The following is a 14,432-nucleotide window of genomic DNA, read 5'->3' as shown; positions in this document are numbered from 1 at the left end:
CAGGGTTTCCTTAGTAGGCCTTTCCAGCCTGGAGGAGCAGGTGCTCGAGAACCGGACCAAGCGAAAGCGCCGGGAAGAAGGTCAACGCGCCGACAATGAGGATCGTGCCGATGAGCAGCACCGTGAAGAGCGGCGTATGCACCGGGAAGGTTCCAGGGGAAGGCGGAACGAGCTTCTTTTTCGCCAGATTGCCGGCGATAGCCAACACCGGGATGACCATCAGAAAACGGCCAATCAACATGGCGACGCCGAGCGAGAGGTTGTACCAGTGGGTGTTGGCGTTCAAGCCTCCGAAGGCGGAGCCATTGTTGCCGGTTGCCGAGGTAAAGGCGTACAGGATCTCCGAGAGGCCGTGTGGGCCACCGTTGGCCAGCGAACTCAGGCCAAGGTTTGGCATCATCAGCGTGACGGCGGAGAAGCCAAGGATCGAAAGCGGAAAGATGAGCGTGTAGAGCATCGCCATCTTCACGTCGTAGGACTCGATCTTTTTGCCGAGATACTCTGGCGTGCGCCCGACCATAAGGCCGGCGATAAACACAGCAAGCACAACGAAGATCAGCATGCCGTAGAGTCCGGCGCCGACGCCTCCGAAGATGACCTCACCCAACATGATGTTGACCAGAGGAACGAGGCCCCCAAGCGGCATAAAGGAGTCATGCATGGCGTTCACAGCGCCGCAGCTTGCATCAGTCGTAACCGTGGCGAAGAGCGCGGAATTGGCGATGCCGAAGCGAACCTCTTTGCCCTCCATGTTGCCGCCGGGCTGGGCCGCCGTGGTGTGCTGGTCGACGTGTATCGCAGTGGAGTGCAGCAGCGGGTTCGGTTTGGCCTCTGCGTAGTACGCGACAAAGACGCCGACAAAGAAGAGCGCGGCCATCGCGGCGAAGACAGCCCATCCATGCGCGGGAGCTTTGGTCATCCGGCCCAGCGTTACGGTGAGTCCCGCAGGAATCAGGAAGATGGAGAACATCTCCAGAAAGTTGGAAAATGGCGTTGGATTTTCAAAGGGATGTGCGCTGTTGGTGTTGAAGAAGCCGCCGCCGTTGGTGCCCAGCATCTTGATCGCTTCCTGCGAAGCGACTGGTCCCTGAGCGATGCTCTGCGTGGTAACAGTCTGCGTCGTGGCTTTGCCGTCAGCGCCTGTCGTCGTCACCGTCAAAGGCTGAACGAGCTTGGCTTGATCGTAGGGGCGGAAGTTCTGCACTACGCCCTGCGAGACGAGTAAGAGCGCATAGATGAAGCATGTAGGAAGCAGAACCCAGAGCGACGCGCGCGTTGTATCGACCCAGAAGTTGCCGAGGGTCTTCGACTCGCGGCGCGCGATGCCGCGAATGAGCGCCACAGCCAAGGCCATGCCCACAGCAGCCGAGAAGAAGTTGTGATACGCGAGCGTGAGCATCTGCGTGAGATAGCTCATCGTCGTCTCGGGCACATAGGACTGCCAGTTGGTGTTGGTCGTAAAGGAGACCGCGGTATTCCACGCCAGATCGGCCGGAACTCCCGCGAGATGCTGTGGATTGAGCGGCAGAAAGTACTGCAAGCGCTCAATCGCATACGTGACGAGCAACGTGGCGAGACTGAAGACGAGCATTGCAATCGCATACTCGGTCCAGCGCATCTCATGGGTTTCGTCGATGCCGGTCAGCTTGTAGATGACGCGTTCGAGTGGACGAAAGATGACGTCAGCGAACGTCTTTTCGCGTCCGAAGACCCGTGCCATGTAGATGCCTATGGGTTTCGCACAGACGAGCACGAGGGCAAAGAAGAGGAGTATTTGAAACCAGCCGTTGGCGGTCATGATCTTAAGGGTGTCCTGTTAAAACTTTTCTGGCTGTAGAAGCGCGTAAACAAGGTAAAGGAGAAGGCCGAGAACCACAATGCCAAGCAAAATTGTTTCGATCATTTACTTGCCTGCTTTCGACGCAAGGCGTTCACAGCCGGCGGTATAGGCGATGGCGATGATGAAAAATGCGATGCTGGCTACAACACATCCGATGTCCCACATAATGTCTGCTCCTAAGTCCGGCGACAGGCGCACGAACCATCATAGAAACCTGGGCCCTATGACCATCTGTAAGTTTCTACTCGGGGTCATCAGAAAAGCATAAAGATATCGTATGGAAGGTCAGAAGTGGAGGATGAGGTCGCTGGCGACCGTGAATTGGCTTTGCCGGGTTGCGCGATCATAGGCATTGCGGTCCCATGCATGCTCAAATCGTACCTCAGGACGGATCTGTACCGTCGATCCGATCCAGTGGCTCAGCATCATTGTGTTTTCAGTGTATTTCGTGTTCACACCGGTTCGCTGGCCCTTCTTATCGTTGAGAAAATCGCTTCGGAATGACAGAAAATCGTGCGCCGATAGCTGCTTGTTCACGTAGTTGACGATGGCGTACTCCGGGGCAAGGCAGGTCCGCAAACCTGGATGGCAGGTCGCCGCATTAGTATTGGCTTCCGGGGTGATCGGACCACCGGTACTCGGGACGTCACGCTGGTACATATACCAGGCCTCTGTTGCGATGTGCCAGGTCTTTGAGAACCGGTGGTACCAGGTGCCGTCGTACTGCTGCAGGTTGTTATAGGCGTACTTGCCACTATTGAGACCGTTGGCGCAGAGATACAGATTGTCGTTGACCGAAGCCGTGGTGTAGCTGACGCAGGCCGTCCCTGAGGGCTTCGCATCCCTGGTCCATAGAGCGACGTCGTGGCCGCCGGTGATACCCGCCTGCAGGAGCCACCGGTCGGTCAACTGCACCGTGGCGAGAACTCCGGTATCTGTAAAAGGATCAACCGAATACAACAGCGAGTGGCTGAAGATGTAGTTATTCGGCGTAAGCTGCGCCTCGATGCCGGGAATCGAGATGTAGCGTCCCGCGCGGATGTTCATGCCCTTTGCTACCTGCGGGATATACACGTCGATATACTCAAGAACCGGATCGAAGCCGTATTCGTGGTTGTGATCGATCCACTGGCTGCCCAGATAGCCCTTGTTGGTGGTGAACCTGTAGTCCGTTCCATAGAGGGCCGTCAGGTGATAACCCACGTCCACATGCTCGCGCTGCACGGAGTTGGGGAGACGTTCGACGTAGAGGACGGCCTGATTCAACTCGAAGCGATTGGAATACACATCATCGACCGCTGGCGAGTTGCTATGCGCCGAGGTGCTGAAGTTGAGGGTGGGCGAGATCCAGCCGTACACCTTGGTCCGGCTTTGAGCGCCGTTGATGGCCGTCATCAGCGGGTAGCTGTTTGTATCCGCTTCGCCGATTACCGGGGAACCACCATAGGACCAATCGGAGTTGGGAAAGGGTGGCGAAGCAAGCGGCTGAGGGAGGCCGCGCCGCGGCGGCGCAGGACTGTCGGGCGCTGTACCGTGCCAGTCTTCCCGATAGAACTCATCGAGCTTACCCCAGAAAGACTGCGTTGCCTGTTTAGGAGAGGGGTTCTCCGGCAAAGGCACTGCCGGTTGCTCCTGGGCAAAAGAGTGGACTCCGCAAGCGATGAAGCAGACGACGAGCGACAAGAGAAGCTTCATATAGGAGCCGGGGCACATCCTCTGAGATGCCATTATGCGCTACATGCGAAAGCGTTGACCTGTTGCTCAGCTGCTAGACGTTCCTGGTCTCTGTCGTGAATGACCTTCTCATAGATGCGGAGGTAGTCGGTTGCCATTCTCTTTGCGCGAAAGCGGGCTTCAAACATCTTCCTGCAGCTTTCGCGGCGAATGTTCGCTAGCCGAGGCAGGCACCCGACAGCTTCTTCAACGCTGTCGACAACAAAGCCGGTAACCCCATCCTGTATGACCTCGGGCACAGAGCCCCGTCTCCAGGCGATGACAGGAGTTCCACACGCCAGGGCTTCAATCATGACCAGACCGAAGGGTTCAGGCCAGCTCACGGGAAAGAGCAGCGCCTTGGCGCGACCGAGAAATTCTTCCTTGGCTGCGCCGCCGATTTCGCCTACAAACTCCACGAAGGATGCACTCTTCTGCAGCAAAGGCTGAATGACCTGTTCAAAGTAGTTGCGGTCTTCATCGTAGATCTTCGCCGCGATCTTCAACGGAACTCCGGTGCGCCTGGCTATCTCGATCGCGCGTTCGAGTCCTTTGTCGGGAGAGGTGCGGCCTAGAAATGCGAAGTACTCTCCTGGTTGCGCATGAAGGGTATGAAGCGTCTCCGGAAGACCGTGGTACACCGTCCCCTGCCAGCCAGCATCTGGAACAGGTTCCTGCTGACTATGCGAGATCGCGACCAGCGGAACGTCGCGATATTCCTCCAGCAATTCGCATAGATCATGATCGTGAACAAAACCGTGCAGCGTAGTGACCGATGCGCAGCCATAGCGGCGAACCAAGGGGAAATGAATATAGTCGCTGTGAAAGTGGATGATGTCGAAGCGGGATATATCTTGAAAGACCAGTTCCATCATGCGCACATGATGCGGCAACGTCTCACGACAATCCTTGTCGCGCCACAGGGCTTTCTCGCATACCGGCACAAGGTGCGCCTTAGTCTGCGAGTCGCCGCTGGCAAACAATGTGACCTCGTGGCCCAGCTCGACGAGCTCTTCTGTGAGCCATGAAACTACTCGCTCTGAACCACCGTAGAGTGCTGGAGGAACGCTCTCGAAGAGTGGAGATACCTGTGCAATTCGCATGTGTTGCCTCGATTACCGTGTCGCCCGACCCAGGTGCAACATGGGAAGGCCGTTGCGAAGTTTCTGAAAGTAGCAGATCTCTACCAGCGTGGGCCAAAGCTCAATAGAAGCCTTGATCACAGCGATCGCATCATCGACGATGCGCAGTAGATTGTGCTGGAAGAAATCCGGCTCGAAACCATAGAATGCTTTTTCGAGATTGGCCGCAAAGAGACGAAGCGCGTCGATGCGCTCCTGGCTTTTCGCCGTTTCGGCAGCATGGATCGCGCGGCGATGGAGGCTGGTGATCTTTTCCAGAATCTCCTCTGCATCCTGCGCGGTGACCTCTCCTGTGTAGCCGAAGGTGATACCTAGCTCATCCACGCTGGAGAGTGAAGACTTGATCTTTCTTTTAAGTAAGTTGGCAATCTCTTCATTGAGCACTTCAGAGGCCGGCGGATTGCGCATGTAGTTGCTCTTGGTATGGTGCTGCGCTGCATCTACGTGCGCTGCAACGATACCTTCCTGCTGAATCCAAAGACGATAGATATAGTCCTCAAAACGCAGTCTTGTCGGAAAGAATGGAGGCAGTCCAAAGGTGTTGTCGTACCCTGCCACACCGCAGTCCATACGCCAGTTTTTATTCGTAACCGCAGGACGAAAGTTCACAAGGACATAGAGATCGTTCAAGCTATCCAGGCTGACTTGCTCTTCGTCATTCAGAAACATATCGACGAAATCGATGGCATCGATGTCATTCGTGCCCGACCGAAAGGTCTGGGCCATCTTGACGACCGCATCGTCGGACACTCTTCCTCGTTGCAAAACAGTTGCATTGTCTTCGACAAGCCCATTGGTGGTGTTGGTCTCCAGGTCCATTGCGGTATCGACCAGGAAATCTCCGTGCTCATAGTTTTCGGGAATCTCGGAGACGGGTTTTCCCAGGACATCGGAGAAGGCGGACATAATGTCGAATGATTTTCGCGCGTATCCATTTTTGCCGACCTTATGCAATCGGCCTCGACTGATCTCATCGTTCTCCAGCGATTCCGGGCTATCTTCCATCAAGGAATACGGCCGCATGTCGTCGTCCGAACTAACCATCAGTCCCCCGAGAGAGTACATCAGGGTGTAGTTTCGATTGCCACCATAACTGGGACGAAAGAGGTTCTTCACCAGTGGCTCCAAACGCTTATTACGCAGGCGAGAGTTGATGTACGTAAGGAATTCTTCTTTTTCGCGGGGGCCTACATAGAACAGATCGGAGTTGGTCTTCAGCTTTTCCAGGTTGCCGAAGTACTTCTCTACATTGGTAGGGGTAGAGTCGTCGAAGACGATCATTTGTGGAGAATGACCGTTCTTCCAAAAATGTTTGTCGTATTCGTGAATTGTTTCGCTTACATCGCGCAATCGATGCGTCGGAACTACAAAGCAAGTCTCTGGGGCGTTCATAGTATTGGGGGATTGTCCGGAGGGATGTCGTCCGCCGGCAACGCCGATCTGCAACCGTACGAGAGATATCGGCAGCTTAATGGCATAAGTTGGGCACGACGAAACATCACGCTTTTATCGTAGAGCGACGCGCATAAGGGTTTCATAAGGGGTTGCATGATGGTTTTCTCGTCATGTTCAACGAGGAGACCTGCAGTTTGCCTGCGCTTGCAACAGTGCATGCACAAGCAAACTGCAGGTCTTGACGCAAAGCGCGCCACAAACATTTGCATCGCGCTCTGCGTCATGCAGGTCTCTCCGCTACGGCGGCAAAAGCGCCGCCTCCGGTCGAGATGACAGAGTTTGGGAAGGTCGAAAAGGGCTCTTGCTACTTAGTGGCTCTTCTGAGTAATGATGTGTAGATCGGCGTGCGGGGCAGCGGCAGCGAACTGTTGGATCGCCAGAAAGTAGAGATACTTCTTAAGTCCCGTCAACGCTGAGCGACCGAACATTACCTGGGTGATGCGATTTTCTCGGGCGAACTCTGCTGTTGCATTGGCAACACTCGAGCCCTTCAGGTGCACAATGTTTGCACCCAGGTTCCGGGCGAAGTGCAGGTTGTCGTCGAGCGTGCGTGCGGCCTCCGGCTCGCGGTCGCGTTCCGTATCGAGGTGCAACACGTAGAACTCCGCGTCCATACCCTGCGAAAGTCGCGCGCCGCGTGCAATCAGGTCGCGTGCGGCCGGACTGGCACTTATGCAGACGGCGACCTTCTCAGCAACGGTCCAATGTCCGCCTAGCTGCTTGCGCTTTACGTAGTCGTCCAGCGTGCGGTCGACGGCGCGCGTCACGCGCTGCAAGGCCATCTCGCGCAGGGCAATCAGATTGCCGCGGCGAAAGAAGTTGGAGAGAGCGCGCTCTACGCGCTCCATCGGATAGATGTCGCCGCGACGCATACGTGTCGCCAGCGCCTCGGGCGTGAGATCGCTGATGACGATTTCATCAGCCCGATCGAGCACCCAATCCGGGACGGTCTCGCGTACTGTGATGCCGGTAAGCGACTGCACGCGTGGCGTAATACTTTCGACGTGCTGAATGTTTACCGTGGTCACCACATCGATACCGGCATCGAGCACGGCGAAGACATCCTCATAGCGCTTCTGAAAGCGGCTGCCCTCCACATTCGTGTGTGCGAGCTCGTCAATCAACGCCACTTGAGGATGCCGTGCCAGAATCGCGTCGACATCCATCTCCGAGAAGAGCGTTCCTTTGTAGTCAATCTCGCGGCGCGGGATGGTCTTGATCTGCGCCGCTACCTCAGAGGTCCCAACGCGGCCATGCGTTTCGACGATCCCAATGACAACATCCTCGCCACGGCTCTGGCGGCGGATACCCTCACTCAACATGCTGAAGGTCTTCCCCACCCCCGGCGCATAGCCAAGAAAGATCTTGAAGAGCCCACGCTTCTTCTCCGCGTTCTCGGAGCGATCCGCGGATTCAAGCCAGTCTTCAGGCCGTTTTCTTGGCGCATCACATGGGTTCATTGAGCCGTTCTCCTGTTTCTACGCACGGGATAAGTTTAGCGAGTGCCGCTCTCCTTGGAAAAACGGCGTATGGACCATTCCCTTCGGGATATACCTACAGGAGAACTCCTGGTCGTAGAATCTCACAGTGAACTCGAAACGGCTTATCACTATCGTGCGTTACATTGGCGCCGCAGTCTGCCTCGCCGGAATTGTAACGTTCTACAGGGTCGTAGTGCATGCCAATCAGACGACCGTCGCGCTCACGTTGCTGCTATTCATCCTGTTCATTGCAGCAAAGTGGGGCCTGCGCTTCTCGATCAGCGCGTCGATCGCTGCCACCATCTGTTACAACTTCTTCTTTCTTCCGCCTATTTACAAGTTCACGGTATCGGACCCTCAGAACCTTGTGGCTCTCGCCGTGTTTCTCATTACCGCCGTCTTTGCGAGCCGCTTGTCTCATCGCATCCGCACGGAGTCCCGCGATGCCCGCGCCCGGCAGTCCGAGTTGGAGATGCTCTACAGCCTTAGCCGGGGACTTCTGCAAAGTGAAGAACTCGCCCAGCTGACGAACTCTATTCCGGCTTCAGTGACGCTCGCCACCGGCTCGAACTCGGTCCTCTTCTATCTGCTGGAGGGCAACCGGACCTACCGCTCGGGAGCGAATTCCAGCATCGATTGGCCTACGGTCATCGACACCTCAGAGTTGCAGGAGCTGGCCCATGCGCCTGGCGTCACCATCACCTCCGGTGGCGAGGCGATCGTGCCTTTGCGGACAGGCGTGAAGCCTCGGGGCCTTCTTATTCTGCGTGGCGTCAAGCTCTCCACCCAGACCCTCGAAGCGCTGGGAGGCCTGGTCTCCGTGGCCCTGGATCGCGTACGAGCGGTGGAAGAGGTCGCCCATTTTGAAGCTGCGCAGGAGAGCGAACGGTTACGATCGATGATCCTGGACTCGATCACGCATGAGCTGCGCATACCCGTGGCGTCAATCAAAGCCTGCATCAACAGACTGTTGGAGGTCGATTCGCAGGGTCTTGCGGCGCAGCGTGGATGCCTGATGGAGATTGCCGAGCACAGCGAACGGCTCGATCAGCTAGTCACCGAGGCTGTCGAGATGGCGCAGCTCGATAGCCAGCAGGTCAGCATGGACGTAAGCCCACAGCAGCTCGGCGAGATGCTCGACGCAGCGATTGAGGCTACTGCGAGCAAGCTCGTGAACCATGAGATCGTCCAAAGAATCCCCGCCAAGATGCCAAGGGTCTCCGCCGACCCACTCCGCATTGAGAAGGTACTCTCCAATTTGCTTGAAAACGCGGCTAAGTACTCCTCCGCCGGACAGCCGATCTACATCAGCGCCGAAGTGCACGGACAATGCGCCTTCTGCAGCATCGCCGACCGCGGTATCGGTATCGATCCGGCCGAGCAGCCTCTTGTCTTCGACAAGCTCTATCGCGCTCGTAACCGGACGGCCCATATCCCTGGAACCGGGATGGGATTGGCGATCTGCCGGGCCATCATCGAGGCGCACAATGGGACGATTTCGGTTACCAGCCAGCCAGGGCAGGGTTCTGTGTTTACGTTTACTTTGCCGCTGGCGTAGCAGCACTGCGGATACAAGATCCAACCAAAAGGGCTTTGGCCCCTGTGCCTCTTGCTTATTCCAGCAAAGAGCCCAGGGCTAAAGCCCATGAAATATTTGCCTTGTTCCGCGGCCTAAAGGCCGCTGCTACTCCGGAAAAGCAACAACAAGAACAACGACAAAAGCAACAACAGATTCCCTGCGGGAATGACAACCAGAAAAACAAAAGCAAGAACAAGAGCAAGCTCTCAACAAACTATTAGAAGTCTTCGCCGAAGCCGACTTCGCCGACCACAGCGCTCTGGTAGGCCGAAACCCGGCGCTCGAAGAAGTTGGTAAGCTCCTGCACGTCCTGAAGGTCCATGAAGCTAAAGGGGTTCTTTGCGTTGAAGGCTGGTGCGATACCGAGGCGCTGCAGACGTGAATCGGCGACATAGCCGAGGTACTGGCGCATGTCGCGCAGAGACAGGCCAGCTACGCCGCCACTGAGCAGATCTTCCGCGAACTGCGCTTCGGCATCGACAGCCTCGTGTAGCATGGTGACGATATCTTTTTCAAGTTCGGCGTCCCAGAGGTCAGGCTCCTGGGCGCGGACGACGTTGACTACCTCGAACGCAAACTCAAGGTGACAGCTCTCATCGCGGAAGACCCAGTTGGTGCCTGCAGCCAGGCCGTGCAACAGGCCCTTGGAGCGGAAGAAGTAAACATAGGCGAAGGCCGCAAAGAAGAAGAGGCCTTCAATGCAGGCAGCAAAGCAGATGAGGTTGAGCAGGAACTGGCGGCGGTGCTCGCGCGTTTCCAGATGATCCAACTGCTGGATGGAGTCCATCCACTTCATGCAAAAGTCAGCCTTCTTGCTGATCGATGGGATGTTCTCCACGGCGGCAAAGGCGGCTGCGCGTTCATCGGGGTCGGGGACGTAGTTATCGAGCAGCGTGAGGTAGAACTGCACATGCACGGCCTCCTCGAACAACTGGCGCGAAAGATACAGCCGAGCCTCCGGCGAGTTGATGTGCTTATAGAGGTTGAGCACGAGGTTGTTGGAGACGATGCTGTCGCCGGTGGCGAAGAAGGCAACCAGACGCTGGATGACGTGAACTTCTGCGGGCGTAATGCGCTGCTTCAGGTCGACGAGATCCGTCTGGAAGTCGACTTCTTCAACGGTCCAGGTGTTCTTGATGCCGTCGCGGAACATGTCGTAGAAGACCGGGAAGCGCATAGGGCGCAGGGTGAGGCAGAGGCCTGGATCAAGGATGTGTGTGGGTGCGGCGACGGAGGAGTGCGTGGTGTGCTCGGACATTGGGGCTCGCTTTCGGTGGGGAGCGGTGGTGAGTTAGGGAGTGCGGTCGGGCGTTCGCCCGATACCCATGACGCAAAGCGAGGCACAAACATTTGAATCGCGCTCTGCGTCTATGCCCACCTTAGCGACGATGAAACCGTCGCGAAGATGGGGCACCCGGATTTGTGGCTCTACTGAGTTATTTGGCTGCTATTGGCAGGCTTCGCAGGACTCGGGGTTTTCGAGGGAGCAGGCTATGGCTGCTTCGGTGGAGACGGCGGCTACGGCAGGAAGAGCGTTCGAGGTGGCCGCTCCAGCACGGGTGCTGGTGTTCGTCACCGTGGCCTTGGCGATCTTCGTAGCAGGACGCGAGCGCAGATAGTATGTCGTCTTCAGGCCCTTCTTCCAGGCGTACATATACATCGAAGAGAGCTTGCCGATGTTGGGCGACTCGGCGAAGAGGTTCAGCGACTGCGACTGGTCGATGTACGCGTTGCGGGCGGCGGCCATGTCGATCAGCGAACGCATGGGGACCTCCCACACCGTGCGGTAGAGCTGCTTGAGATCGTCGGGCAGCTCGGCGATGTCCTGCACGGAGCCCTCGGAGAGCTTGAGGCGCATGCGCATCTCCTCGGTCCACAGGCCGCGCAGCTTCAGCTCATCGATCAGGTAGCGGTTGACCTGGAGGAACTCGCCCGAGAGCGTCTCGCGCTTGAAGAGGTTGGAGATCTGAGGCTCGATGCACTCATAGCAGCCAACGATGGAGGCGATCGTTGCGGTCGGCGCGATGGCGATGACCAGCGAGTTGCGCACGCCGAACTGTACGATGCGCGCGCGCAAGGCGTCCCAACGGGCAGTATCAGCGGGCGTTACATTCCAAAGGTCGAACTGAAGGTGGCCCTGCGCGAGGCGAGTGTCGTTGAAGGTTGGGTGTGGTCCTTCCTTTTCCGCGAGCAGGCACGAAGCCGTAAGCGCGTGGAAGTAGATTTCTTCCTGAATCTTCGTGGAGAGCGCCTGCGCCTCCACCGAATCAAACGGCAGATGCAACTGGAAGAAGACGTCCTGCAGACCCATCAGCCCGAGGCCGACCGGCCTCCACTGCGCGTTGGAGCTGGCCGCTTGAGCGACGGGGTAGTAGTTGATGTCTATAACGCGATCAAGCATCGGAATTGCCGTGCGAACGGTTGCGCCGAGCTTCTCGAAGTCGAAGCTGGCATCTCCGTTGGCATCGGCGATGACGTGCCGCGCGAGATTGATGGAGCCGAGATTGCAGACCGCGGTCTGGTCCTTGGAGGTGACTTCGGTGATCTCCGTGCAGAGGTTCGAAAGATGAACCACGTTGCCCGGCTTTCCGGTCTGGTTGCACTTCAGGTTGGTGGCGTCCTTGAACGTCATCCAGCCATTCCCGGTCTCGGCGAGTGAACGCATCATGCGTGCGTACAGATCACGGGCCTTGATCTGGCGATGGTAGATCTTGTCAGCTTCGGCCTTCTCGTAGGCTTCGGTGAAGGCATCGCCATACAGGTCGGGAAATTGAGGGACGTCCTTTGGATCAAAGAGCGACCATAGGCCATCGGCCTCAGCGCGCTGCATAAAGAGGTCGGGAATCCAGTTCGCGAGATTGAGATTATAGGTACGGCGAGCGCCATCACCCGTGTTTTCACGGAGTTCGAGGAACGACTCGATATCAGCGTGCCAGGGTTCGAGATAGACGCAGCAGGCTCCCTTGCGCTTGCCGCCCTGATTGACGGCGGCGACGGAGCTATCGAGCGTACGGAGCCACGGAACGATGCCGTTGCTGAGCCCATTGGTCGCGCGGATGAGCGAACCCTCCGAGCGCACGCGATGGAACGCCAGCCCGATGCCGCCTGAGAACTTGGAGAGCATGGCCACATTTTTATAGGTGTCGTAGATGCTCTCCAGCGAATCGAGCGGAGAGTCGTGCAGGTAGCACGATGACATCTGCGCGTGCTTGGTGCCGGAGTTGAAGAGCGTCGGCGACGACGGCATGTAGTCCAGCGAAGCGATCAGCCGGTAGAACTCGATGGCCTCATGCGGCGTGCCCGCGAGCCCGCAGGCGACGCGCAGGAAGAAGTGCTGCGGGGTCTCGATGATGCTACGGGAGATCGGATCGCGCAGCAGATAGCGGTCATACACGGTGCGCAGGCCGAAGTACTCGAAGCGGTCGGAGAAGTTGTCGTCGATGGCATGGTTCAGCTTGCGCGCGTGGGTCTGCACGAACTCCGCGGTAGCCTTCGAGACGACGCCCTCCTGATGTCCGTAGGCGATGGCCTGAGAGAACGAGTGAAGGTTAAGCGCGGAGACCTCCTTCACAATGGTCGCCAGCAATAGGCGCGCAGCAAGCCGCGAGTACTGCGGCTCTTCGGAGATCAGAGACGCTGCCGTATCGATGGAGATGGTGTCCAACTCGCGGGTCGTGGCGCCATCGTAGAGGCCGCCGATGGTCTTCGACGCCACACGGATGGCGTCGACATGCGACAGGCCGTCCGAGGAGCGCTGTACCGCGCGCACGATCTTGTTCACGTCCACGGGCTCCAACGCACCGTTTCGTTTTCGGACGTGCATCACCGGAGTCTCTTCCCGTACGGGAAAGCCAGGATTGATGTCGGAGAGGCTGGTCTGGACGCTGGTTGGAGCGTTGATATTTGTGGTCGTGGCCATCGGATAGATCTCCTTGGCCTCAGAAGGGTGCGAAGAAACAGCGGCTGTCCTCAAAGATCAAAAGATCAAAAAAGAGGAGGAACAGGCCGTTGCTACCTCGCCTCCCCTCGGAAGCGCGAGCGAATTATTTCCGTGGCAGGTCTTCGGACTTGCAGGTTTGGACCTAATCGCCTGACTTCCCAGTGCCTTACGGCTCCAGTGTCATCTTGGGCTTTCGTACCTGCATACCGCTGCGGGGCAGCTCTGGATTCTCACCAGATTCCCTTTTGATTCTCCTTGCGGAGAAACCTCGGAATAGCCACTATATCTTGAGGTATAGCCCGCCGCAATCCCATTCCTTGTGGATATGTCCGCTTTTATGGCTGGAAGTATCAAGAGCGCGACCCCTCTTCCCTTTCGGGGATATACTGAACTCTGAGTTTAGTATTGATCGCCCCTCCCAAGGCGGTGCGACTCTCTATCATCAGGTTTTGCCAGGAGTACGATTCGTGCTTGGAACTATCGTGAGCAGGAGTGGCCGCGTAAAGCTGTTTCAAGAGACACCCTCCAAAGAAGAGCCGAAGACCCGCGGACGGCAACGGAGCATCGAGGCTGAGGTCGCGATCCTGAAGGCGACGCTCTACCTGCTGGAGCGTAAGCCGCTGCGCAAGGTGACGGCTGACGCTATCGCCCGGCGGGCAGGGGTCAGCAAGGCGACCATCTACAAATGGTGGCCTAATAAAAGTCTGGTCGCGCTCGATGCGTATCTGGCCGGCATGACGGAGCGGGTCATCATGCCGGATACAGGGTCGGCAGAGAAAGATTTTACGGAGCAGCTCAAATCTTTGATGGCTTTCTACAAAGCTCCCCTGGGCAGGCTATTCGGCCAGTTTATCGCGGAGGGCCAGAGCGACCCCGGCTTTCTGGCACTGTTCCGGGAACGCTTTCTGTACGCCCGGCGGGATGCGGCGCGCGTCATGTGGCGGCGCGGCGTAGACCGCGGCGAGATTCGCGAAGACATCGATTCGGAGATCGTCCTCGACCTGATTTACGGGCCAATGATCTTTCGCCTGCTCGCCGGGCACGGCTCCCTCAACGATTGTGAATCCGAGAAGATGGTCGAACTTGTCTTCGGCGGCGTGCGGCGTTCCGGCTATGGAGGCATTACGAAAACCGAACAAGGCCCACAACATACTTGAGTCCTTCGAAGAAGGGGCATCGTCTAAATACTACTAATACTGAACGATAGGTTTAGTATCCAAATTCACGCAACGCACACAAACCCCATGATTTTCGACTCGACGCGCTAGACAGCCGGAGCAGA

At 57.2% G+C, this 14,432-nt stretch carries 10 protein-coding genes and 1 riboswitch; of the genes, 2 read left to right on the top strand and 8 right to left on the bottom strand.

The annotated features are described in order from the left end of the window. Positions 1-10: 10 nt before the first annotated feature. From kdpA to GSQ91_RS08980, 6 genes are all read right to left on the bottom strand, one after another. On the bottom strand, positions 11-1,798 hold the full coding sequence (gene kdpA, locus GSQ91_RS09005; protein ID WP_158821202.1) for a potassium-transporting ATPase subunit KdpA: 1,788 nt from the start codon (positions 1,796-1,798) through the stop codon (positions 11-13). Positions 1,799-1,816: 18 nt separating this feature from the next. After that, entirely contained in the window at positions 1,817-1,903 is an 87-nt protein-coding gene (kdpF, locus tag GSQ91_RS26220) for a K(+)-transporting ATPase subunit F (protein ID WP_158821347.1), read from the bottom strand. Positions 1,904-2,125: 222 nt separating this feature from the next. Beyond that, positions 2,126-3,535 (bottom strand): outer membrane beta-barrel protein, encoded by a 1,410-nt coding sequence (locus GSQ91_RS08995; RefSeq protein WP_158821201.1) that lies wholly within the window; start codon positions 3,533-3,535, stop codon positions 2,126-2,128. Between the two features lie 32 nt (positions 3,536-3,567). Next, positions 3,568-4,656: a glycosyltransferase family 4 protein gene (locus GSQ91_RS08990; protein WP_158821200.1), complete on the bottom strand. Its 1,089-nt coding sequence runs from the start codon at positions 4,654-4,656 to the stop codon at positions 3,568-3,570. Between the two features lie 12 nt (positions 4,657-4,668). Next, on the bottom strand, positions 4,669-6,087 hold the full coding sequence (locus tag GSQ91_RS08985; protein ID WP_158821199.1) for a hypothetical protein: 1,419 nt from the start codon (positions 6,085-6,087) through the stop codon (positions 4,669-4,671). A 371-nt stretch (positions 6,088-6,458) separates the two neighbouring features. Then, positions 6,459-7,610, bottom strand: a complete 1,152-nt coding sequence (locus GSQ91_RS08980) for a histidine kinase (RefSeq protein ID WP_158821198.1) — start codon at positions 7,608-7,610, stop codon at positions 6,459-6,461. Between the two features lie 127 nt (positions 7,611-7,737). Between GSQ91_RS08980 and GSQ91_RS08975 the strand changes: the two genes are divergently transcribed. Next, positions 7,738-9,189, top strand: coding sequence for an ATP-binding protein (locus GSQ91_RS08975; protein ID WP_254064445.1), 1,452 nt, complete (start codon positions 7,738-7,740; stop codon positions 9,187-9,189). A gap of 238 nt (positions 9,190-9,427) precedes the next feature. Here GSQ91_RS08975 and GSQ91_RS08970 read toward each other — a convergent pair whose 3' ends face one another. Beyond that, the gene (locus GSQ91_RS08970) at positions 9,428-10,468 is read right to left on the bottom strand and encodes a ribonucleotide-diphosphate reductase subunit beta (RefSeq protein WP_158821197.1); all 1,041 of its coding nucleotides are present in this window, start codon (positions 10,466-10,468) and stop codon (positions 9,428-9,430) included. A gap of 189 nt (positions 10,469-10,657) precedes the next feature. Further along, the gene (locus tag GSQ91_RS08965) at positions 10,658-13,129 is read right to left on the bottom strand and encodes a ribonucleoside-diphosphate reductase subunit alpha (RefSeq protein ID WP_158821196.1); all 2,472 of its coding nucleotides are present in this window, start codon (positions 13,127-13,129) and stop codon (positions 10,658-10,660) included. A gap of 116 nt (positions 13,130-13,245) precedes the next feature. Beyond that, a riboswitch (cobalamin riboswitch) is annotated at positions 13,246-13,436 on the bottom strand. Between the two features lie 181 nt (positions 13,437-13,617). Here GSQ91_RS08965 and GSQ91_RS08960 point away from each other — a divergent pair. Next, positions 13,618-14,307, top strand: coding sequence for a TetR/AcrR family transcriptional regulator (locus tag GSQ91_RS08960; protein WP_158821195.1), 690 nt, complete (start codon positions 13,618-13,620; stop codon positions 14,305-14,307). Positions 14,308-14,432 lie beyond the last annotated feature (125 nt).

Origin of the sequence: Granulicella sp. S156, assembly GCF_009766105.1 — a bacterium.
In the GTDB taxonomy this organism is placed as follows: Bacteria; Acidobacteriota; Terriglobia; order Terriglobales; family Acidobacteriaceae; genus Granulicella.
This window is presented reverse-complemented; position numbering and strand designations above follow the sequence as displayed.

Excerpts from the sequence above, each read along its gene's own strand:
- kdpF (WP_158821347.1), bottom strand. The coding sequence starts at position 1,903 with ATGATCGAAACAATTTTGCTTGGCATTGTGGTTCTCGGCCTTCTCCTT.
- GSQ91_RS08980 (WP_158821198.1), bottom strand. The coding sequence starts at position 7,610 with ATGAACCCATGTGATGCGCCAAGAAAACGGCCTGAAGACTGGCTTGAA.
- GSQ91_RS08995 (WP_158821201.1), bottom strand. The coding sequence starts at position 3,535 with ATGAAGCTTCTCTTGTCGCTCGTCGTCTGCTTCATCGCTTGCGGAGTC.
- kdpA (WP_158821202.1), bottom strand. The coding sequence starts at position 1,798 with ATGACCGCCAACGGCTGGTTTCAAATACTCCTCTTCTTTGCCCTCGTG.
- GSQ91_RS08985 (WP_158821199.1), bottom strand. The coding sequence starts at position 6,087 with ATGAACGCCCCAGAGACTTGCTTTGTAGTTCCGACGCATCGATTGCGC.
- GSQ91_RS08965 (WP_158821196.1), bottom strand. The coding sequence starts at position 13,129 with ATGGCCACGACCACAAATATCAACGCTCCAACCAGCGTCCAGACCAGC.
- GSQ91_RS08970 (WP_158821197.1), bottom strand. The coding sequence starts at position 10,468 with ATGTCCGAGCACACCACGCACTCCTCCGTCGCCGCACCCACACACATC.
- GSQ91_RS08990 (WP_158821200.1), bottom strand. The coding sequence starts at position 4,656 with ATGCGAATTGCACAGGTATCTCCACTCTTCGAGAGCGTTCCTCCAGCA.